This window comes from Salmonella sp. 741265050_HSA, assembly GCF_046569445.1.
Classification (GTDB): domain Bacteria; phylum Pseudomonadota; class Gammaproteobacteria; order Enterobacterales; family Enterobacteriaceae; genus Salmonella; species Salmonella enterica.
In genome coordinates, this window is the sequence record NZ_JBKFSV010000001.1 from 498,008 (window position 1) to 520,264 (window position 22,257).

Sequence of the window (22,257 nt, forward strand, 5' to 3'; positions counted from 1 at the left end):
ATGTCTGGAGGATTAGTTACAGCTGCATACATTGTTGCCGCGATCCTGTTTATTTTCAGTCTTGCCGGGCTTTCAAAGCATGAAACGTCCCGCCAGGGGAATAACTTCGGTATTGCCGGGATGGCGATCGCGTTGCTGGCGACCATTTTCGGGCCGGATACCGGCAACGTAGCATGGATTCTGGTCGCCATGATTATTGGCGGCGCGATTGGCATCCGCATGGCGAAAAAAGTTGAGATGACCGAGATGCCGGAGCTGGTCGCGATTCTGCACAGTTTCGTGGGCCTGGCGGCGGTACTGGTTGGCTTTAACAGCTATCTGTACCATGACGCCAGTCTGGCGCCGGTGCTGGTGAATATTCATCTGACCGAAGTCTTCCTCGGTATCTTTATTGGCGCAGTCACTTTCACTGGATCGATCGTAGCGTTTGGTAAACTGCGCGGCAAAATCTCTTCTAAGCCGTTGATGTTGCCTAACCGTCACAAAATGAACCTGGCGGCGCTGGTTGTTTCTTTCCTGTTGCTGCTGGTTTTTGTTCGTACCGAAAGCGTGGGTCTACAGGTTCTGGCGCTGCTGCTGATGACCATTATCGCGCTGGCGTTTGGTTGGCATCTGGTCGCTTCTATCGGTGGGGCGGACATGCCGGTGGTTGTTTCAATGCTGAACTCCTATTCCGGTTGGGCTGCCGCGGCGGCTGGCTTCATGTTGAGCAACGATTTGCTGATTGTGACCGGCGCGCTGGTCGGTTCGTCAGGCGCGATCCTGTCTTACATTATGTGTAAAGCGATGAACCGCTCTTTCATCAGCGTTATTGCTGGTGGGTTCGGTACTGACGGCTCCTCAACGGGCGACGATCAGGAAGCTGGCGAACATCGCGAAATCACGGCGGAAGAGACCGCTGAGATGCTGAAAAACTCCCACTCCGTCATTATTACGCCGGGGTACGGGATGGCGGTGGCGCAGGCGCAGTATCCGGTGGCGGAAATCACCGAAAAACTGCGTGCGCGCGGTATCAACGTGCGTTTCGGCATTCATCCGGTGGCGGGTCGCCTGCCGGGGCATATGAACGTGCTGTTGGCAGAGGCGAAAGTGCCTTATGACATCGTGCTGGAAATGGACGAAATCAATGATGATTTCGCCGATACCGATACCGTGCTGGTGATTGGTGCGAACGATACGGTGAACCCGGCGGCGCAAGACGATCCCCGCAGCCCGATCGCCGGTATGCCGGTTCTCGAAGTGTGGAAAGCACAGAATGTCGTGGTCTTTAAGCGTTCAATGAATACTGGTTATGCTGGTGTGCAGAACCCGCTGTTCTTTAAAGAGAATACGCAAATGCTGTTTGGCGATGCCAAAGCCAGCGTGGATGCAATTCTGAAAGCGCTTTAATCTTTTAAACGTGCGGCGGCCTCTTCGGAGGCCGTTTTTATACACTTCATCCTTTAAGCTGCCTCTTTGTTGGCTGCGCTCAGAAAACCCGGTCACATCGTTATCTATGCTCCCGGGGATTTCTTCCCTTGCCGCCGCGAGGCATCTTGAATGATTTTGTGTATGTATTGCATTTTATCTTTTGTTTAAATCGCTAAGCAGAACGGCGATACTCTGCCCGCCGGTGGTCTGTTCGAGGGCGATTTTGACAATGATGGTTAACGGAACGGAGAGCAACATACCCACCGGACCTAATAGCCAGCCCCAGAAAATTAACGACAAAAATACCACTAAGGTTGAAAGGCCTAAACCACGTCCCATGATTCGTGGCTCAAGGATATTGCCGAAGACCAGATTAATCAGCAGATAGCCTGCCAGCACCAGCAGCGCATCATAAAACCCGTTAAATACCAGCACTTGAATAATGGGCGGCAGGGCAGCGAGCACCGATCCAATATTAGGAATATAGTTCAGCGCGAAGGCCAGTAGACCCCAGACAAAGGCGAAGCGGACATCCAGCGCGGCCAGCATGCCCCATGCGACCAGCCCCGTCACGATACTGATCGCTGTTTTTAACACCAGATAATGGGAAACGCTATCAAGCGCGCGTTGAATTGCCGCCATGCCTTCCACCGGACGGCTCATCATCTGCTGCAGTTTTTCAGGCAATTGTGGAACCTCCAGCAGCATAAATACCACGGTCAATAACAATAAAAAGATGGACGACATGGCATTGGACAGCTGGGTGAGCAGGTTCGTTACCAGAGTCATGGCGGCGTTTGGATCGATATATTTCGCCAGCTCATCAACCGACACGCCAATGCCTGCTCGCTGTAACCACGGTTCAATACGTTGCAACGGTATCACCAATGAGGAGCGATATTGCGGTAGGGTACGAGCCAGTTCATTTAATGATGTCCCCAAATAGGCCAGTAGCAGTACCATTAACATAACAATAATCACAATGAGCAATGATACGGCGATAACGCGCGGAATTCGGCATCGGGTCATCCGTTGCACAACGGGATTGAGAACGACTGCAATAAATAACGCCAAAATAAAGGGAACAATGATATCTGCGGCGAAGCGGATACCGCTCAGAATAACCACCAGCATTCCCAGCATAATGACGATTTTTAGACCATTGAGCGTGATGATCGGTTTTGCCATATCAGTCCCTGTTTTCTGATGCCGACTCGAATAATAATGTGATGTCGGTCGACCTGTTCTGGTTAAAATCAAACACTTCAGGTAAAGAAGTGAAAATATTTTGAGTTAATTCCTGGCTTATGATACAAATCAGGCGTGTTCAACTACCGAGGACAATTATCATCCGCGATGACGAGAAGCAACACTGCGGATAATTGTAATATTATGGACAATATGTTCAGCGCTTTTTTCTCCACGCAAACGCATCTTCACTCTACCTCCTTTTTCCTGCTTATCGGCGAGCAGCACTGGCGTAACGCACTTTAGTCTCTCACTTCTGCCTGAGCTGGCGCAATGCGCTGTGCTAACTGATTTTATTTTTTAGTTTGCTGCGTGCAGCAGACTCGAAAGAGTATATTCTCATGCAGGAGAAGTGTCATGTTTTACTGGATTTTATTAGCTCTGGCTATCGCGACTGAAATTACCGGCACGCTCTCAATGAAATGGGCTAGCGTGGGTAATGGCAATGCGGGTTTTATTTTAATGCTGGTGATGATCACGCTGTCATATATATTTCTTTCTTTTGCGGTAAAAAAGATTGCCCTGGGTGTAGCGTATGCCTTATGGGAAGGGATCGGCATTTTATTTATTACCATTTTTAGCGTGCTGCTATTTGATGAAGCATTATCAACCATGAAGATTGCCGGCTTGCTGACGCTGGTCGCCGGCATCGTATTGATCAAATCAGGGACGCGTAAACCCGGCAAACCGGTGAAGGAGGCGGCTCGTGCAACAATTTGAATGGATACACGGCGCCTGGCTTGGGCTGGCAATAATGCTGGAAATCGCGGCTAACGTACTGTTGAAATTTTCGGACGGCTTTCGCCGTAAATGCTATGGCATCTTATCGCTTGCCGCTGTTCTGGCCGCCTTCAGCGCGCTTTCCCAGGCGGTTAAAGGGATAGACCTGTCGGTGGCGTATGCGCTATGGGGCGGTTTTGGTATTGCCGCCACGCTGGCGGCGGGCTGGGTGCTCTTCGGCCAGCGCTTAAATCCCAAAGGCTGGGTTGGCGTGATATTGCTGCTCGCCGGAATGGTCATGATCAAATTTGCCTGAGACGATCGCTGCCGGTCAGGCAGCGATTCCCGCATTAATCCTGCGCCAGAGCTTTCAGCTTATCGCGAAAGCCGGTGACGGATATGGCGCGGTTATCGGCGCGCCAGCGATCTTTAGCCGCAGGAGCGGAGCTTTGTACGCCAATGAGCTGCCATCCGCTATCCGTGTGCAATAAGAGAGGCGAGCCGCTGTCGCCAGGTAACGTGTCGCACTGGTGTGAGAGTACGGCATTCTGCGCCCAGCCGGTCACGACGCAATCCTGATGGGAATAAAGCGCATTCAGATGATCTTCCGGATAACCGGACTGCGTGACTTTTCGGTCTGCGGCTTTCAACGCCGCAGTGAGCGCCGCTTTATCGCCGGTAAATAAAGGCACTGGCGTGATACCGGAAGGTGGGTAGCGCAATATTACCAGACCAAAATCCCAGCTTGCCGCGGCAGGCGGCACAATCCAGCCATCGCCATCCGCTTTCAGACGTCGGCCCAGCGACGGTTCAACGCGGCCTTCAATGCCGTGGATTTCATAGCGCCATACTCCTTTTCGCGCCACAAAACGCAGCGCAACCGCCTTGTCTGGTTTTCCTTTCGGTGGCGTTAGCAGGCAGTGACCTGCTGTCAGGGCGATATGCGGGGAGATAAGCGTTGCCGTACACAAATTACCGCTGGCGGTCTCTAGTTGCCCGATGGCATCCCACGGCGATTGGGTAGGATCGGCGACGGGCACCCGATCGTCATGGTTAAAAAAAAGCGTTTTAACGTCGCTGGCATCCGTGGCGTCTGTTTCAGCCCCCCCGGCTTTCGCCATAACCGGTAAAAAACACACTATGCCCAGTAATACAGCAATGGTTTTATGCATATCACACTCTGGTGGGTAATTATGATTATTAACAACAAACCCTCAGTACTACTATAGACGTGACGGTAAGAAAGTGGGAGTAAAATCAGATAACTACACTCAGGAAAGATAGAAATGCGTGGCAATAACGGCGCATAAAATAAGCACGATAAGAATGAGCTCAAAGCGGTAGCGAGACACTTTTTTGCCCTCCCGGAAGGCGGCGCTAAACCAGAACAATTTAGCGCCGTAAAAACGGGCGCGGGGGCGCGCCGCAGCATGTTACGACTTACGCAGCCGGTTGAGTAGTTGGTTTTGACGTGGTTTTGGCTGGCGCTTTACCACCTTTTTTCTGGTGCTTTTTAGCCGCCTGCGCTTTTTGCTCAACGGTTTTTTTATGCTGTTTTTTGTGGTGCTGGGTGGTCTGGGTTGTTTTGGCAGGCGCTGCGGTTTTCGCAGGCGTTGCAGTCTCAGCCGCGAATGCTGCGGAAGAGAGACCCATTGCAGCGGCAACAACCAGAGCTAATACTTTTTTCATTTTGATACCCTCGATTTGGTTTTCATTCAACCCCACTGCGGGGCCGGTGAAATGACTATATCGCTGTTATCAAAAGGCTTCCGTGAGTGATTGGTTTCGGCATGTAACGCTATGTACAATCCCCCGGTAACGCGATGTAAGCCCCCACCATAATAGGTAGCTTTACGTTACCGGCCGTTATTTTTGGTCGCAGAGTCGGTAATATCCGCCCTCCAGAATAACAGGCACACCGTATATGAATCCGATAATCTGGGTGGTATTTACGCTTCTGGCGCTGGATGCAATCAGAGAAGTTATGGGCGTATCAAGCCTGACAGGTCTATGGTGAACAGTGAGTCGTGGCGTGAAACCAGCCCGGCGATAGCGCACGTTGCTATCGCCGGATTATTTCTTTTCAGGCGTGAAGACGATGATGTAACCGCGTCCCGACCAGGATGGCCAGCACCAGCATTAGCGCGATAAAACCGCCTACGCCGTTCCAGCCGTAACTATGCCAGAATACGCCGCCTAGCGTCCCGGCGATACTGGACCCCAGATAATAGCTGAAAAGATAAAGTGACGAGGCTTGTCCCTTCGCCCGGCGCGCACGCGGGCCAATCCAACTACTGGCCACGGAGTGCGCGGCGAAAAAGCCGGCGGAAAAAAGCAGCATCCCGGCAAAAATCAGCCAAAGCGAGGTAAAAAGCGTCAGTAAAAGCCCGCCCAGCATTACTGCGGTAGAGAACAGCATCACCGGCCCCCGGCCATAGCGTGAGGTCATGGCGCCAGCTTTCGGCGAGCTCCATGTGCCGGTGAGATAGGCTACGGATAACAGTCCGACCACGGCCTGGCTTAATTCCCAGGGGGAGAGCATCAGGCGATAACCAATGTAGTTAAACAGGGTGACGAACGCGCCCATCAGTAAAAAACCTTCTGCAAACAGCAGAGGTAACCCCCGATCGCGCCAGTGGAGACGGAAATTAATAAATAGCGTTTTAGGCCGTAGCGACGTGGGACGGAAATGTTGCGAGGCGGGTAAAATCTTCCAGAACATCAGCGCGGACGCAAGCGCAAAGCATCCGATGGCCGCCAGCGCGATGCGCCAGTTAAAAAAGTCGGTCATGACGCCGCTTAATAAACGCCCGCTCATCCCGCCGATGGAATTACCGCTAATATAGAGCCCCATGGAGAAAGCGACAAAGCTGGGATGGATTTCTTCACTCAGGTAGGTCATTCCCACCGCGGCGACGCCGCTTAACGACAGACCGATCAGCGCACGCATAATCAGAATACCATGCCAGCTGGTCATCATGGTTGATAACAATGTGCAGCAGGAAGCTAATAACAACGCGGTGACCATCACCGGTTTACGGCCTATCGCATCAGAAAGCGGGCCGGTAAAAAGTAAGCCGATAGCCAGCATGGCGGTAGAAATAGAAAGTGAAACGCTGCTGCTGGCGGGGGAGACGCCAAACTCCTGGGAAAGTACCGGTAGTATAGGCTGAACGCAATAAAGGAGCGCGAAAGTCGCCAGGCCCGCGGAAAAAAGGGCCAGCGTGACGCGCATGAAAGGCGCTGTACCGCGTTTAATAAATTGAACCGGCTGAGAATGGCGTTGTTCATCGATATCGCTCGCCGTGGCGTCATCGAGAATAGTTGTACGACTCACGTTAAATCCTTGCTTTACATCTCCGTCAACAGGAGACGGGTATAACCGACATGTAAAGCATAGAAAAAGCAAAATATTCTGTCTAATATATTAATTGTCTCAAATAAGACGTTAAAAATATGAATATCGAATTACGTCATTTACGTTACTTTGTGGCGGTAGCAGAAGAGCTGCATTTTGGTCGCGCCGCCGCGCGCCTCAATATCTCGCAGCCGCCGTTGAGTCAGCAGATACAAATTCTGGAGCAGCAGGTCGGCGCGCGATTACTGGCGCGGACCAACCGCAGCGTAGCGTTAACCGCCGCCGGGCGACAGTTTCTGGTGGATAGCCGACACATCCTGAGTCTGGTAAACGACGCCGCCGCTCGCGCCGAGCGGTTGCATCAGGGCGAAGCGGGTGAAATCCGTATTGGCTTTACGTCTTCAGCGCCTTTTATTCGGGCGGTATCGCATACCTTTTCGCTGTTCCGCCAGTCCTATCCGGGGGTGCATATGCAAACGCGTGAAATGAATACGCGTGAGCAAATCGCGCCGCTCAACGAAGGCGTACTGGATATTGGCTTGCTGCGGAATACGCCGCTGCCCGACACACTTAATCGCGAGGTGATTTTGCATGAGCCGCTTATGGCCATGATCCCGCGCGAACATCGACTGGCGCAAAAGCCGGTCGTCAGTCTGACAGAACTGGCGGAAGAACCTTTCGTCTTTTTCGATCCGCATGTCGGGACGGGCCTCTACGACGATATTCTCGGCCTGATGCGGCGCTATAACCTGTCGCCGACCATCACGCAGGAGGTTGGCGAGGCAATGACCATTATCGGTCTGGTGGCGGCGGGGCTGGGTGTCTCGATTCTGCCGGCATCCTTTAAGCGTGTACAGATGAGCGAGATGTGCTGGGTTCCCCTGGCGGAAGAGGACGCCGTATCTGAAATGTGGCTGGTATGGCCAAAGCATCATGAACAGAGTCATGCCGTACAGCGGTTTTGCCAACTGCTATTACTGGCTGCCCGACGGGATTAATTACGCTTAAAAAGGGTGAAAATGTGCAGTTAATCACACGGCTAAGCAAAAAGTTGACGGCGAGTATTGAAGTGTTTCACCATAGCACACAGATTATTTCGGAGCGCGAAAATAAAGGGAGTGAGCGGTGGTTGCTGATAGTCAGCCTGGGCATATCGATCAAATTAAGCAGACCAATGCTGGCGCAGTGTATCGCCTGATTGATCAGCTCGGACCGGTATCGCGAATTGACCTGTCTCGTCTGGCGCAGTTGGCGCCTGCCAGTATTACGAAAATTGTTCGCGAAATGCTGGAAGCGCATTTGGTTCAGGAACTTGAAATTAAAGAGGCGGGCAGTCGTGGACGTCCCGCCGTCGGGCTGATGGTGGAAACGGAAGCCTGGCACTATTTATCTATTCGTATTAGCCGTGGCGAAATTTTCCTTGCGCTACGCGATCTTAGCAGCAAACTGGTGGTAGAAGAGTGTCTGCCGCTGCCGTTAACCGAAGCCACGCCGTTGCTTGAGCGAATTATTACGCACGTTGATCGGTTTTTTACCCGCCATCAGCAGAAACTGGAGCGTCTGACCTCTATTGCCATTACGTTACCGGGCATTATCGATACCGAAAACGGCGTTGTGCACCGGATGCCGTATTACGAAGATGTCAAAGAGATGCCTTTGGGAGATGCGCTGGAGCGGCACACTGGCGTACCGGTTTACATTCAGCATGATATTAGCGCCTGGACGATGGCAGAGGCGCTTTTTGGCGCCTCACGCGGCGCGCGCGACGTTATCCAGGTGGTGATTGATCATAATGTGGGGGCGGGCGTTATCACCGACGGTCATTTGCTTCATGCGGGCAGTAGCAGTCTGGTAGAGATTGGGCATACCCAGGTCGATCCTTATGGTAAGCGCTGTTATTGCGGTAATCATGGCTGTCTGGAGACCATCGCCAGCGTCGATAGCGTGCTGGAACTTACGCAGCTTCGGCTTAATCAGTCGATGAGTTCAATGTTGCACGGCCAGCCGTTAACGGTTGATTCACTGTGTCAGGCGGCGATGCAGGGAGATCTATTAGCAAAAGATATTATTAGCGGCGTTGGCGCGCATGTCGGACGCATTCTGGCTATCATGGTGAATTTATTTAATCCGCAAAAAATTCTTATTGGTTCGCCGCTAAGTAAAGCAGCTGATATCCTTTTTCCGGCCATTGCTGACAGTATCCGTCAGCAGGCGCTGCCCGCCTACAGTAGGAATACGGTAGTGGAAAGCACGCAGTTTACCAACCAGGGCACGATGGCCGGGGCGGCGTTGGTAAAAGACGCGATGTATAACGGCTCTTTGTTGATTCGTCTATTACAGGGTTAACATTTTTTAACTGTTGTACAAAAATTTGCGCTAACTCAAGCTGATTGCCCTTGCCATATCTTAGACTTTCTCCACTGTATTATTTTCCTGGCTTATATTTTCGAAGCATAACGGTGGAGTTAGTGATGCTGAAGCGTTTCTTTATTACAGGTACAGACACTTCTGTTGGGAAGACGGTGGTTTCCCGCGCATTACTACAAGCGTTAGCGTCGGGTGGTAAGAGCGTTGCAGGGTATAAACCTGTCGCTAAAGGGAGCAAAGAGACTGCAGAAGGGATGCGCAACAAAGACGCTCTGGTATTGCAAAGCGTCTCTTCGCTGGAGTTGCCGTATGAGGCGATTAATCCGATCGCGTTAAGCGAAGAAGAAAGCAGCGTCGCGCATAGCTGTCCTATAAATTACACCTTGCTGTCCAACGGTCTGGCGAGCCTGAGCGATAAAGTGGACCACGTGGTTGTGGAGGGTACTGGCGGCTGGCGTAGTTTGATGAATGATTTACGTCCATTGTCCGAATGGGTGGTACAGGAACAGTTACCGGTATTGATGGTGGTAGGGATTCAGGAGGGGTGCATTAATCATGCGCTACTGACTGCGCAAGCTGTCGCTAACGATGGACTGCCATTAATTGGCTGGGTGGCGAATCGTATCAATCCTGGGCTGGCGCATTATGCTGAAATTATTGATGTGCTTGGGAAAAAACTGCCAGCGCCGCTGATTGGCGAGTTACCGTACCTGCCGCGCGCCGAGCAGCGTGAGCTGGGGCAGTATATTCGTTTGTCAATGCTCGGCAGCGTGCTGGCGGTAGATAGAATCATGGCGTAATGTTCGCGAGAGCACTGACGCGACTACACAGGCAATCAGCAGACCGGGGAGTAACTGATACTCGCCGGTCATTTCACAAATCATCAGGGTGGACATTATCGGCGCATGGGTTGTCGCCGCCAGTAGCGTCGCCATACCCGCCAGCCCCAATAAAATCGCTATTTCATCCGAGCCTGGCAGCCAGAATCCCCATATCCGACCCAGAAACATTCCAATGGATAATCCGACAAATAATGTTGGCGTAAAGACGCCGCCCGGCGCGCCAGACCCGCTGCTGGCGAGCACCGCCAGGATTTTGCACGCAAAAATTCCGCCAATCAGCGAGAATAGCGGTGGGGAGAGCAGAAATGATTGTACGACGCTATAGCCGTTTCCCCATACCGTGGGCGTGAGTAACGACAGTAATCCGACAATAAGCCCGCCCAACGCCAGTTGCCAGGGCGGCGACAGTTTTAAACGTAAGAAACTATTATGGCTGGCTGTCATCAGCCACATCAGCAATGGGCCGCACAGACCGGCGACCAGGCCAGTACTGACTATCATGACGTACTCCCGCGCGTGGAGATCAACGGTCAGATGTACGGTATAGAGTAGTGAATCGCTACCGTTTAATACATGGGTGGTTAGCAGGGCGACGACGGCGGAAACGACAACCGGGCCGAGGGAAGCCAGCATTAAGGTACCGAACAGGATCTCCGCGATAAACAGGCTGCCCGCCAGCGGCGCATGGTAAGCGCCCGCCATGCCCGCAGCGGCGCCGCTGGCGATCCATAATTTCCATTCCTCACGCGGCGTGAAGCGTCGGGCAAAGCTGGATGCCGCCAGCGCGGCGAGGAGGATCATTGCGCCTTCGCGACCAATTGCGCTGCCGCTGACCACGACCAGCAGCGAGGCCAGCGATTTCACCAGACTGGCGCCAACGTCAAATTGCCCGTCGGTTTGCAATGCTTCCATATAGTCAGTGGGCGCATGGGGGCGCTGTTGGTTCATTTTTTGCCACCCCCACAGCAACAGACCAGCGGCCAGGCCGCCAAGCGCCGGCGTAATCAGCCGTCGCCAGGGCGAAAGCCCCTCAGCCGCATTCACCAGACTGCCGGTGTCATTACTCAGGAAAATCCACTCCAGCAATTGCATCGCATGACGGAAGGCGGCGACAGCCAGCGCCGCGAGAATACCAATGAGCGTAGCGATCAGCAGGCGACGAAACATCGCGCGCAGATCCGGGTAAGCGTGTAAACGATGCATGAGCAGGTAAACAGGGAGTTTCAGGATAGCCTATTCTGCGGGGAAATGGCGTCAGACGCAAAAGCACTATGTGCGATATAATATTGCGTACAATAATGATATTGCCGGATAGCGAGAGGCCATCCGGCGGCAGCGTTAGCTGTTTTCGTGAATATTTAGCGCCCGACGTGTGCGGCCTGAGCTGAGATAGTCGGCGATGTAATCCTGAGAGATTTCACCGTTATAGCGTCCGTCTTCATCAACGATCGGCATCCAGCTGGTATTACTTTCGTACAATCTGGACAGCACAATACGCAGGTTATCTTCCGCTTTGCCCGTAATACGGAAAGGATGGGTGATATCGGCGCAGATTCCGCTGGCTTTCCGCGCTTCCCGTCGCTTCACAAATCCCAGTGGCTTACCGTCGTTGTCAATGACGGTAATGGCGCGAATATCGTGATCATCCATAATGCCGAACGCCTCGCTTAACGGCGTGGAAGGCCGCGCGGTAATGGTTGGCTGTTGGTCGGTCACATCGCCTGCGGAGACCAGTAGCAAACGCTTTAACGTTCTGTCCTGACCGACAAACGACCCGACAAACTCGTTAGCCGGTTTGGCCAGCAGTTCATCAGGACTGGCGCACTGTACAATTCGCCCCTGACGGAACACGGCGATACGGTCGCCGAGCTTTAGCGCTTCGTCGATATCATGGCTGACCAGCATCACGGTCTTTTTTAGCTTACGCTGCATATCCAGAAACTGGTTCTGGATCACTTCGCGGTTAATGGGGTCCACCGCGCCGAAGGGCTCATCCATCAGCAGTACCGGCGGATCGGCGGCCAGAGCGCGGATCACGCCAATACGCTGTTGCTGTCCCCCGGACATCTCCTTTGGATAGCGATGCAGAAATTTTCTGGCATCCAGCGCCACCATGTCCATCAACTCTTCGGCGCGTTGCTTGCAGCGTGCTTTGTCCCAACCCAACATGCGCGGCACAACGGTAATATTTTCTTCAATCGTCATATTAGGAAACAGGCCGATCTGTTGGATAACATACCCAATATTGCGGCGTAGCGTTACCGTATCCATATCGTTGGTATTCTCGCCGTTGATAAGAATATTACCGCTGCTGGGCGCGATCAGCCGGTTGATCATCTTTAACGTGGTGGTTTTGCCGCAGCCGGAGGGACCGAGTAAGACGCACATTTCGCCTTCCGGCACGTTCAGGTTGACGTTGTCGACGGCTTTTAGCGGCTGACCCTTTTTCTGTACAAATTGTTTGGTGAGATTTTCCAGTTTTATCATTATCGTATCCCCTTAGGTGTCAGTACGACTTGCAGACGATGCAACAGCCAGTCAAGTACAATTGCCAGTAGACAGATCATCAGCGCGCCGGCAATTAACATGCGAATATCGCTGCCGCTAATGCCGTTTAACAGTAGCAGCCCCAGACCGCCAGCGCCGATCACCGCGGCAATCGCCATCACGCCGATATTCATCACTACCGCGGTGCGGATACCCCCGAAAATAACCGGTAGGGCCATTGGGATTTCGACCCAGCGCAGCCGTTGCCAGAAAGTCATACCGATGCCGCGTCCCGCTTCACGCAGACCGGGCGGCAAACTATCAAGCGCAGTATGGGTATTACGGACAATCGGCAGTAAAGAGTAGAGAAAAACAGCCGTCACGGCGGGCAGAACGCCAATACCATGCCCGATCAGCGAAAAGAGCGGGATCATTAACCCAAACAGCGCGATAGACGGAATGGTAAGAAGTAGCGTGGCTGCGCCCAATACCGGCGTTGCCAGCCATTTGTGGCGTACAATCAAAACGCCTAACGGTACGCCGATGATAATCGCCAGACCGACGGCCAGCGCGACCAGCCAGAGATGCTGAAAGGTAAGGCTGGTGAGATAACCTGCGTTATCCAGCATATAATGTATCGTATCCATAGGCGCTCCTTACAGCAGACCTTTGTCCTGCAAAAATTGATGGGCTACCTGTTGCGGCGTGCGATGTTCGATATCGACCTGGGCGTTTAGGGTCGATATCACATCGTTATTGAGCAGGCCGGAAAGGGTGTTTAAGGCGTCATCAAGGCCAGGATTGGCTTCCAGCACCTCTTTACGCACCACTGGCGTGACAGCGTAACTTGGGAAGAAGCCTTTATCGTCTTCCAGCACTTTCAGATCAAACCCTTTCACCCGTCCGTCGGTGGTATAGACCAGCCCGGCGTCAACCAGCCCATCCCGAACGGCGTTATAGACCAGCCCTGGGTCCATCTGTCGTATTTGCGGGCGATCAAGCTGCATCTGATAGGCTTGCTGAAGGGGCTTCATCCCGTCGCTGCGCCCGGCAAATTCCAGATCGAGGCCGAGCATCCAGTTGTGGTCAGGATCGTTCTGCCGGACTTGTTCGATTTTTGCCACCATTTGCGAGATGGTGGTGATATTTTCCGACTCGGCGCGTTTGCGCTGCATCGCGAACGCGTAAGTATTGTTCATGTCAGCCGGTTTGAGCCATACCAGGCCCAGCTTCGCATCCAGGCGTTTTACCGTATCGTAGGTTTCCTGTGGGCTCATGCGCTTATCGATACGGTTGAAAATAATCAGCGATGTACCGGTATATTCCCAGGTAATATCAATTTGTTTATTCACCATCGCATTACGTGAAATCACCGCGGCGATATTGGTTTGCGGCTGAACCTGAAAGCCTTTCTTCTGCAAATACTGAACGGTCATAGCGGAAAGAATATGCTGCTCGGTAAAGCTTTTGGTGGCGAGAACCAGCGGCGCGGCCTGCGTCTGGCTACTGAACAACAGCGTTGTGGCAAGCCATCCCAACAGGTGTTTTTTGAATCTCATTTAACGCTCCTTATTGTTATTTATGCGTTCAGACGGTATGAGGGCTAAGGCGTCGCCCAAACCAGGCAAGCAGAGTGTCAAGAATCAGCGCGAATAACGCCGTGGCCGTTGCGCCGAGGATCAACGTCGGAAAATCGTTGAGATAAATCCCCGGGAAAATCAGCTCGCCGTAGCTGCTGGCGCCGATCAGAAAGGCCAGCGGCGCGGTGCCGACATTGATGGCGGTCGCGATGCGAATACCGGACAGCATCACTGGCCACGCATTAGGTAGCTCTACCTGACGAAGCCGCTGCCATTTTGTCATCCCAATCCCGTTCGCCGCTTCAATCAGTGAGGCGGGAACGGAACAGAGGCCCGCATAGGTATTGCGGACGATAGGCAGAAGGGAGGCCAGAAATAGCGCGACAATAGCGGGGGTATCGCCGATCCCGATAATCACCATCGCTAAGGCCAGAACGGCTAGCGGCGGCAAGGTATTACCAACATTAAAGATTTGCATGACATATTCAGCAAATCCTTTTGCCGCAGGTCGGCTGAGTAAAATCCCGCTCGGGATACCGACCAGTAAAGCAAAAAACATGGACGTAAAGACCAGCATCAAATGCCGTTGTCCGAGATACAGCAGATCGACCTGACGCGCTTTCAGCGTCTCCAGACCGATTCCCCAGATAAACAGCGCCAGTAACAGCAAAATGACGATAGTGAACCCAAGTACGCGTTTTAGGGTGAGGGTGTGCATTGCGGTGTGTCTCCCTGTTTGCATGTGTTATGGCGACGTTAAGAGTCGCGTGTTGTTATGCCATGTTCCGGCAGGGTGCTTTGAGCTATAGCAACAGGTTGGGAAGGATTCCAGCGGAGCGTGATGTTTAACACTGTTAAACATCTATTAACAATTATGTTTTGCCCTTATGCGGCTTAGGGTGAACATTCACGATAAAGAATTATCTTAAAAATAGAAGCGTGGTGTGACGTTGTCACTTTTTGTAGATAAAAATAGGCCGCAATGGGAGAAAAGGCAGGTAAAATCCTGCCTTTTGTGGGGATTAACGGAATAACGGTTTTACAGCGACGGGAATAATGAGTTGAGCTTGCCATTGCGCCAGCGTCAGACGCGCCAGTTGCCCCAACGCCTGATAAAACGGATGCCCGGCATGATCGATAAATACGTCCAGAAAGCGGGACGACCACGGAAACAGATGCCAGGCCAGGAGTTGTTCGCATTCATGATGACGGCCATTCTCGGCAAGCCAGGCCGCCAGCAGCAACAGCGACCCAAAATGATCTTCTGGCTCGTTTTGCTGCATTACAAACTGAATTCCGTTTTCGCGCATCCACTGACGTAGCGCCAATGTAGAATCGCCAAATAATACGCTCTCACGATCCAGCCAGACGGAACCCCACGGCGGAGACGGCAGAGCGTAAGGGCCGATAAACAGACGCTGCCAGGCCTGTGGCAACGACTCTTCGCTATGGGTCTTAAACATAGCCGCCACAGGCGCAAGCGCCTCGGCATCAAGCGGCCACTGCGCCTGCCAGTCGTCGGTTAATAGCGCCTGAACCAGAGGAGCGGTTTCGTGGCTTTCCGGCGAATAATAAAACAACGCGCCAAGAACACGCGCCGTTACTGAAAAATCATCACGTTGTAAAAAAGTGGTCATTCAAACAATCCCGAAAGGTGCGGGTCGCCCCGCACGCATAAATTAACCTGCGACGGCCATACCTACGGTCATATGCAGGCCATAAAAAAGTCCGCGGCCAATAATTTCGCCTGCCAGCACCAGCACGACACCGAGCAGCAAACCAACGGTATGCGGTTCGCGGCGACGGATTAGCGGACATAGCCAGCAGCCTAATCCGGCAGCAAGCAAGACAATGCGCCAGACCTGTAGCATACCGTAATCCGGTGCGAGATGGCTGGCCTGTTGCACGGAACTGTGAATGGTTGAGAGAGACAGCCCTTGTAATACGATGACCGCCACGCACACCACCAACGCCAGGCCGCTAATACTGGCAAACGTCACGCTGCAAAATGGGACGCGCGCGATGCGTAGCAGTAGCGCCGCAAACACCGGGCCGCACAGGAATGCCGTGAGGAAAAAGGCCAGCGTGGTGTAGCCATTATACCAGGTTGGCACGGTATCTATCTGATAAACGAGCGTCATTGCCCAGATGAATGCAACGCCGAGCGCCATACTGACCAGCAGCCACACTTTACCCAGCGCCGGGGGCATTTTACCGAGTACCGCCACCAGCCACCAGATGCCGCCTACGGCAAAGAACACCGATCCTGCGGCGATTTCATTACTCAGTGCGGAAGCGCCTACGCGGTTAAGCGAGTTAAACGCGCGCATCGGCGAGCCGAGATGCATAATCGACGCGAGGAATCCCAGTCCCATCACCAGCCACAGAAAAAACATGCTACGCACGATGCGCTGACGGGCGATGGTATCGTCTTTTGCCGTCAGCCAGCCCAGTCCGCTAACGATTAACGCGCCGACCACGCACTGACCAAAGACCGTGAAGATCATCAACGGCCATTCATGCCATCCACTTCCCATCTTATACCTCCTTCGGATTGGCCAGATAACCGGTGGTGTCCCCAGTCGGGCGGCTGTTGGCGTTGGGTTTAATCACAATATTCGGCTTCGTGAAATGCGCGCGCGGCAGCGGCGCGACGGCAGCCAGCTCACCGTGTTTTTTGCGCAGTTCGTCTATCGGGCCGAAATCCAGCGCCCGCAGCGGACAGGATTCGACGCAGATCGGTTTCTTGCCGTCAGCGACACGGTCATAACAGCCGTCGCACTTGGTCATATGACCTTTGGCGGCGTTGTACTGCGGCGCGCCGTACGGGCAGGCCATGTGGCAGTAGCGGCAGCCGATACAGACCTCTTCGTTCACCACCACAAAACCGTCATCGCGCTTGTGCATCGCGCCGCTCGGGCAGACTTTGGTACAGGCCGGGTCTTCGCAGTGGTTGCATGAAATGGAGAGATAATAGGCAAAGACGTTCTGGTGCCAGACGCCGTTATCTTCCTGCCAGTCACCGCCCGCATACTCATAAATGCGGCGGAAGCTGACGTCGGGAGTGAGATCTTTGTAGTCCTTGCAGGCCAGTTCGCAGGTTTTGCAACCGGTGCAACGGCTGGAATCAATAAAAAATCCATACTGGGTTGTCATCGGTTACTCCTTACGCCTTTTCAACCTGAACAAGATTACTGTGTGACGGATTACCTTTCGCCAGTGGGGAAGGTCGGTGCGACGTCAGAATGTTAATGGAGCCGCCGCGATCGACTTTGTCGCCAAACATGTCGGCATTTAACCAGGCGCCCTGGCCGATAGCGGTGACGCCAGGCAATATGCGCGGCGTGACTTTTGCCGGAATGAGCATCTGTCCGTTCTGGTTAAAGACCCGCACGGTGTCGCCGTGCTGAATGCCGCGCGCTTGCGCATCAATCGGGTTGATCCAGATCTCCTGCGGACATGCCTGTTGCAGGACGTCGATATTGCCGTAGCTGGAGTGGGTACGCGCTTTATAGTGGAAGCCGGTTAGCTGTAGCGGGTAGCGCTGACGAAGCGGATCGTCCCAACCGTCAAAGCCTGGCGTATAGGCGGGTAAAGGATGGATAATCTCATCTTTCTTCAGCTCCCACGTGTCGGCGAGGGTTGCCAGACGCTCGGAATAGATTTCGATTTTACCGGACGGCGTTTTCAGTGGGTTGGCGGCAGGGTCTTCGCGGAAGGCGCGGAAAGCGACGTAGTGCTCCTCCGGGCATTTTTTCTTGAAAATCCCTGTTTGTTTCATCTCTTCGTAATCCGGCATTTCCGGGTTACGCGCTTTGGTTTTTGCGTGCAGGTATTTGACCCACTCATGCTGCGTGCGGCCTTCTGTGAAGGTCTGGTATACGTCCGGACCAAGCCGTTTAGCCACTTCACTGAGCGTCCAGTAAATGGGCTTTCTTTCAAATTTCGGCGAGGTGGCGGGCTGACCAAGAATGACATAGCCCATATTGCCTGCGGATTCGTGGGAAATCAGATCTTCCTGCTCGGTCGGCATTAAATCAGGCAGCAGAATGTCGCAATATTTTGCCGACGCGGTCATAAAGTGCTCGATGCCGACGATCATTTCACATTTACTGTCGTCCTGAAGCACCTCGTGGGTGTGGGCGATGTCGCCATGCTGATTGATCAGCGTATTACTGGCGTAGCACCACAAAAATTTGATCGGCACGTCGAGCTTGTCTTTTCCCCGCACGCCGTCGCGTGTGGCGGTCATTTCCGCGCCATGATCGATAGCGTCGGTCCAGGTAAAGACCGAAATCTGGGTTTTTACCGGGTTCTCCAGCATAGAAAACCATTCGACGCCCAGATCCCAGGTGCCTTCGCGCACGCCGGAATTACCGCCATTTATGCCGACGTTACCGGTGAGTACAGACAGCATGGCGATTGCGCGTGCGGTCTGCTCCCCGTTAGAGTGGCGTTGCGGTCCCCAGCCCTGGCAAATGTAAGCCGGTTTCGCCGAGCCGATTTCCCGCGCCAGTTGAATGATTTTTTCCGCCGGAATACTGGTAATCTGCGCGGCCCATTGCGGCGTTTTGGCGATACCGTCGTCGCCCTGACCCAAAATATAGGCTTTATAGTGCGTGTTACGCGGGGCCGAGGCGGGCAGAGTGGTTTCGTCGTAGCCGATGCAGTATTTATCCAGAAACGGTTTATCAATAAGATCTTCGGTAATCAGCACCCAGGCGATTGCCGCCGCCAGCGCGCCATCGGTACCTGGGCGAATCGGCAGCCACTCGTCTTCGCGGCCGGCAGCAGTGTCGTTATAACGCGGGTCAATCACGATCATCCTGGCGTTGGAGCGCTCGCGCGCCTGTTCGACATAGTATGTCACGCCGCCGCCGCTCATACGTGTTTCCGCGGGGTTATTGCCAAACATCACCACCAGTTTTGTATTGGCGATATCATCCGGACTGTTGCCGTCGTTGCCGCCGAACATATAGCTCATGGCCGCGCTGATTTGGGCTGTGCTGTAGCTACCGTAACGGCTGAGATAGCCGCCGCAGGCGTTCATCAGGCGATACGGTACGTTAGAATTGGTAATATTGCCGCCGTCCACGCCGGTACCGTAAAGCACATGTACCGCTTCGTTGCCGTAATCCTTGAGGATACGTTTCAGGTTATCGCCGATGGTATCCAACGCTTCATCCCAACTGATACGTTCGAATTTGCCTTCTCCTCGTTTACCAACGCGTTTCATCGGATATTTCAGGCGATCGGGATGATTCATCCGGCGACGAATAGAACGACCGCGCAGGCAGGCGCGTACCTGATGGTTGCCATATTCATCGTTGCCCGTGGTATCTGATTCAACCCAATATACGGTGTCATCTTTTACGTGCAGGCGCAGCAGGCAGCGGCTGCCGCAGTTAACGGTACATGAACTCCAGACCGCTTTTTCTGCCACATTGCCAGATGCGAGGTCTGCTGCGGCGTGGGCGATGCGGGAGAACGGAAGGGTGAAAGCGCTACTGGCAAGCGCAAGGCTACCGATAGCGGAGGTTTTCACCAGGCTTCGTCGGCTGATACTGGCCGCCATTAATGCCTCAGGGTTGGTGATTTTCATAACAGCTCACTATGCTCATCCAAAAAAGAGTTTTAAATGTCGTTGTGTTCGCAAAACGGGGAGCGCCGGGCGCGTAAAAACGTCCCGGAGCAGGCGGCTTAGATTTTTTCGATTTCCACCAGATTTGTATGTTGAGGATTCCCTTTTGCCAGGGGGGAAGGACGCAGCGTCGTGAGCGTATTGATGCAGGCGCCGTGGTCAATTTTATCGCCAGCCATATCCGCATTATGCCATGCGCCCTGACCCATCGCGCTGACGCCCGGCAGAATACGCGGCGTGACTTTGGCGGGTAGACGCACCTCTCCACGATCGTTAAAGACGCGAACCCTATCGCCATTCGCGATACCGCGTTTTTGCGCATCGAGCGGATTTATCCACACCTCCTGGCGACAGGCAGCCTGCAGAACATCAATATTGCCGTAGCTTGAATGGGTACGGGATTTATAGTGAAAACCAAACAGCTGTAGCGGGAAGGTGCTCCGCTTCGGATCGTCCCATCCTTCAAAAGTAGGGGTATAAATCGGCAGTGGGCTTATCACGTCGCCTTCCGCCAGCTCCCAGGTACTGGCGATGTGAGCGAGTTGGCTCGAGTAGATTTCGATTTTACCGGACGGCGTTTTTAACGGATTGGCCTGCGGATCTTCACGAAATTTTTTATAGGCGACAAAATGGCCGTTGGGATCTTTGCGTTTATAGATGCCCATTTTTTTTAGCTCGTCATACGCGGGCAATGCCGGATCTCTTGCCTGCATTTTGGCGTACAGATATTGCAGCCATTGCGCCTGTGTACGGCCTTCGGTAAACCGCTGATACACATCGTCGCCGAGGCGTTTGGCGATTTCGCTGAGTACCCAGTAGATGGGCTTGCGCTCGAACTTAGGCGTCGTCGCCGGTTGGATAAAAATCAGATATCCCATATTGCCGGCGTAATCATTGGGGATGATATCCTCCTGTTCGACGGTCATGAGATCCGGCAGTAAAATATCAGCGTACTTCGCGGAAGAGGTCATAAAATTGTCGATGACCACAATCATTTCGCATTTTGCTTCATCCTGAAGAATTTCATGGGTTTTATTAATATCCGAATGCTGATTAATCAGGGTGTTGCCAGCGTAGTTCCATAGAAATTTGATCGGGACATCCAGCTTATCTTTGCCGCGTACGCCGTCGCGCAGGGCGGTCATTTCCGGGCCGCGCGCAATGGCGTCCGTCCAGCTAAAGCAGGAGATGGCGGTTTTAACGGGATTCTCCAGGACCGGCAGACGTTCAATGGTAATGGTGTAAGTGGATTCGCGTGCGCCGCTATTACCGCCATGAATGCCGACGTTGCCGGTCAGAATCGGTAACATGGCGATGGCGCGAGCGGTTTGTTCGCCGTTCGCCTGACGCTGCGGGCCCCAACCCTGACAGATGTAGGCCGGCTTGACGCTACCTATCTCGCGCGCCAGTTTGATAATCCGATCGGCGGGGATGCCGGTAATATGCGATGCCCACTGCGGCGTTTTGGCGATACCGTCCTCGCCCTGGCCCAAAATATAAGCCTTATAATGGCCATTGGGGGGCGCGTCAGCCGGAAGGGTCTTTTCATCGTAGCCGATGCAATAGTTGTCGAGAAAAGGCTGGTCAACGAGATTTTCGTTAATCAATACCCAGGCAATTCCCGCCACCAGCGCGGCGTCGGTGCCGGGGCGAATAGGTATCCACTCGTCTTCACGTCCGGCAGCGGTATCGGTATAGCGCGGATCTATCACGATCATGCGCGCATTTGAGCGTTCACGCGCTTGCTCCAGAAACCAGGTAATGCCGCCGCCGCTCATGCGTGTTTCAGCCGGATTATTGCCGAACATGACCACCAGTTTACTGTTTTCGATATCAGACGTGCTGTTGCCGTCGTTGGAGCCATAGGTGTAGGGCATGGCGCAAGAAATTTGCGCGGTACTGTATGAGCCGTATTGATTCAACGAACCGCCGTAGCAGTTCATCAAACGCTTCACCGGCGAGGCGGCAGGCGACGAGCGGGTTATGTTGCCGCCTACGATGCCGGATGAATAGTGGATATAAACGGCTTCATTACCGTAGGTCTCTACGGTCTTTTTCAGGCTGGCGCTAATGGTGTCCAGTGCTTCCTGCCAGCTAATGCGTTCAAATTTGCCTTCGCCGCGGCGGCCAACGCGTTTCATGGGATAGTTAAGGCGATCCGGATGGTTAATGCGCCGACGGATTGAACGGCCCCGCAGACAGGCGCGAACCTGATGATTGCCGTAGACATCGTCGCCAGTATTATCAGTTTCAACCCACCAGACTTCATTATCTTTTACATGCAGACGCAGGGCGCAGCGACTGCCGCAGTTGACCGAACAGGCGCCCCAGACGATTTTATCTTCTTCGTTGCGCATGGCCTGCTGCACCGCCGCGGCCGCGGTACGCATCCCAAACGGTAAAGATACGCCTCCGGCAGCCAGCGCCAGTGAGCCAAGCGCCGCTGATTTCACTAACGTCCTGCGGCTAACGCCTGTTTGTTGCTTTTCTCCGGGCATCACTCACTCCATTGTCGTTATTATTTCGCTATATATTGATAACTATAACGAAATTATTAACATGCTAATGATGTAATGAGTTTACCCCTTTGGGAGTAAGGATTAT

Annotated in this window: 21 protein-coding genes; 7 read left to right on the forward strand and 14 right to left on the reverse strand. The window is 53.3% G+C overall.

All coding sequences use genetic code 11. The features are described 5' to 3' along the window. Positions 1–1,389, forward strand: a complete 1,389-nt coding sequence (gene pntB, locus ACLD4F_RS02465; RefSeq protein WP_000014056.1) for a Re/Si-specific NAD(P)(+) transhydrogenase subunit beta — start codon at positions 1–3, stop codon at positions 1,387–1,389. A gap of 174 nt (positions 1,390–1,563) precedes the next feature. On the opposite strand, the gene ACLD4F_RS02470 is transcribed toward pntB, so the two are convergent. Next, the gene (locus ACLD4F_RS02470) at positions 1,564–2,598 is read right to left on the reverse strand and encodes an AI-2E family transporter (protein WP_001118268.1); all 1,035 of its coding nucleotides are present in this window, start codon (positions 2,596–2,598) and stop codon (positions 1,564–1,566) included. 417 nt (positions 2,599–3,015) lie between these two features. On the opposite strand from ACLD4F_RS02470, the gene mdtJ reads away from it, so the two are divergent. Together mdtJ and mdtI are read left to right on the forward strand one after the other, a co-directional pair. Next, positions 3,016–3,378: a multidrug/spermidine efflux SMR transporter subunit MdtJ gene (gene mdtJ, locus ACLD4F_RS02475; protein WP_000500277.1), complete on the forward strand. Its 363-nt coding sequence runs from the start codon at positions 3,016–3,018 to the stop codon at positions 3,376–3,378. Then, entirely contained in the window at positions 3,365–3,694 is a 330-nt protein-coding gene (mdtI, locus tag ACLD4F_RS02480) for a multidrug/spermidine efflux SMR transporter subunit MdtI (protein WP_001183821.1), read from the forward strand. The genes mdtJ and mdtI overlap by 14 nt, the downstream gene beginning before the upstream one ends. A gap of 34 nt (positions 3,695–3,728) precedes the next feature. Here the strand turns inward: mdtI and ACLD4F_RS02485 are convergent, their stop codons facing one another. Both ACLD4F_RS02485 and asr read right to left on the reverse strand, forming a co-directional pair. Further along, a complete protein-coding gene (locus ACLD4F_RS02485; protein WP_000549642.1) occupies positions 3,729–4,550 on the reverse strand; it encodes a trypsin-like serine peptidase in 822 nt (273 codons plus the stop codon). 268 nt (positions 4,551–4,818) lie between these two features. Then, on the reverse strand, positions 4,819–5,067 hold the full coding sequence (asr, locus tag ACLD4F_RS02490; protein WP_000756314.1) for an acid resistance repetitive basic protein Asr: 249 nt from the start codon (positions 5,065–5,067) through the stop codon (positions 4,819–4,821). 235 nt (positions 5,068–5,302) lie between these two features. Here asr and ACLD4F_RS02495 point away from each other — a divergent pair, with 235 nt between their 5' ends. After that, a complete protein-coding gene (locus ACLD4F_RS02495; RefSeq protein ID WP_001068154.1) occupies positions 5,303–5,395 on the forward strand; it encodes a KPN_01571 family protein in 93 nt (30 codons plus the stop codon). Positions 5,396–5,461: 66 nt separating this feature from the next. Here the strand turns inward: ACLD4F_RS02495 and ACLD4F_RS02500 are convergent, their stop codons facing one another. Beyond that, positions 5,462–6,715: an MFS transporter gene (locus tag ACLD4F_RS02500; protein ID WP_000091796.1), complete on the reverse strand. Its 1,254-nt coding sequence runs from the start codon at positions 6,713–6,715 to the stop codon at positions 5,462–5,464. A 119-nt stretch (positions 6,716–6,834) separates the two neighbouring features. On the opposite strand from ACLD4F_RS02500, the gene ACLD4F_RS02505 reads away from it, so the two are divergent. The 3 genes from ACLD4F_RS02505 (at position 6,835) to bioD (ending at position 9,903) form a co-directional block, all read left to right on the forward strand. After that, positions 6,835–7,734 carry a LysR family transcriptional regulator gene (locus ACLD4F_RS02505; RefSeq protein ID WP_058109831.1) on the forward strand — a complete coding sequence of 300 codons (900 nt, stop codon included), beginning with the start codon at positions 6,835–6,837 and terminating at the stop codon, positions 7,732–7,734. A gap of 127 nt (positions 7,735–7,861) precedes the next feature. Next, a complete protein-coding gene (mlc, locus tag ACLD4F_RS02510; protein WP_000225094.1) occupies positions 7,862–9,082 on the forward strand; it encodes a sugar metabolism global transcriptional regulator Mlc in 1,221 nt (406 codons plus the stop codon). Between the two features lie 125 nt (positions 9,083–9,207). Next, complete coding sequence (gene bioD, locus ACLD4F_RS02515) at positions 9,208–9,903, forward strand: dethiobiotin synthase (protein ID WP_000919206.1); 696 nt, start codon at positions 9,208–9,210, stop codon at positions 9,901–9,903. Here bioD and clcB read toward each other — a convergent pair. From clcB to ynfE, 10 genes are all read right to left on the reverse strand, one after another. Beyond that, the gene (gene clcB, locus ACLD4F_RS02520) at positions 9,859–11,148 is read right to left on the reverse strand and encodes a voltage-gated ClC-type chloride channel ClcB (protein ID WP_000554908.1); all 1,290 of its coding nucleotides are present in this window, start codon (positions 11,146–11,148) and stop codon (positions 9,859–9,861) included. The two genes, bioD and clcB, sit on opposite strands and share 45 nt — an antisense overlap. A 135-nt stretch (positions 11,149–11,283) precedes the next feature. Next, positions 11,284–12,432, reverse strand: a complete 1,149-nt coding sequence (osmV, locus tag ACLD4F_RS02525; protein ID WP_411010658.1) for an osmoprotectant ABC transporter ATP-binding protein OsmV — start codon at positions 12,430–12,432, stop codon at positions 11,284–11,286. Then, positions 12,432–13,079, reverse strand: a complete 648-nt coding sequence (gene osmW / locus ACLD4F_RS02530) for an osmoprotectant ABC transporter permease OsmW (protein ID WP_023218290.1) — start codon at positions 13,077–13,079, stop codon at positions 12,432–12,434. Before osmW ends, osmV begins: the two co-directional genes overlap by 1 nt. Positions 13,080–13,088: 9 nt before the next feature. Further along, entirely contained in the window at positions 13,089–13,991 is a 903-nt protein-coding gene (gene osmX / locus ACLD4F_RS02535) for an osmoprotectant ABC transporter substrate-binding protein OsmX (RefSeq protein ID WP_001211196.1), read from the reverse strand. Between the two features lie 28 nt (positions 13,992–14,019). Continuing rightward, positions 14,020–14,730: an osmoprotectant ABC transporter permease OsmY gene (gene osmY / locus ACLD4F_RS02540; RefSeq protein ID WP_000557304.1), complete on the reverse strand. Its 711-nt coding sequence runs from the start codon at positions 14,728–14,730 to the stop codon at positions 14,020–14,022. A 304-nt stretch (positions 14,731–15,034) separates the two neighbouring features. After that, positions 15,035–15,649, reverse strand: coding sequence for a Tat proofreading chaperone DmsD (gene dmsD, locus ACLD4F_RS02545; protein ID WP_411010659.1), 615 nt, complete (start codon positions 15,647–15,649; stop codon positions 15,035–15,037). A gap of 42 nt (positions 15,650–15,691) precedes the next feature. After that, on the reverse strand, positions 15,692–16,549 hold the full coding sequence (locus ACLD4F_RS02550) for a dimethyl sulfoxide reductase anchor subunit family protein (protein WP_000534698.1): 858 nt from the start codon (positions 16,547–16,549) through the stop codon (positions 15,692–15,694). Between the two features lies 1 nt (position 16,550). Next, positions 16,551–17,168: a dimethylsulfoxide reductase iron-sulfur subunit DmsB gene (gene dmsB, locus ACLD4F_RS02555; protein ID WP_000213064.1), complete on the reverse strand. Its 618-nt coding sequence runs from the start codon at positions 17,166–17,168 to the stop codon at positions 16,551–16,553. 10 nt (positions 17,169–17,178) lie between these two features. Further along, on the reverse strand, positions 17,179–19,614 hold the full coding sequence (gene ynfF / locus ACLD4F_RS02560; RefSeq protein ID WP_411010660.1) for a DmsA/YnfE/YnfF family dimethyl sulfoxide reductase: 2,436 nt from the start codon (positions 19,612–19,614) through the stop codon (positions 17,179–17,181). Positions 19,615–19,712: 98 nt separating this feature from the next. Further along, a complete protein-coding gene (ynfE, locus tag ACLD4F_RS02565; RefSeq protein WP_411010661.1) occupies positions 19,713–22,151 on the reverse strand; it encodes a selenate/tellurate reductase subunit YnfE in 2,439 nt (812 codons plus the stop codon). Between the last annotated feature and the right edge of the window lie 106 nt (positions 22,152–22,257).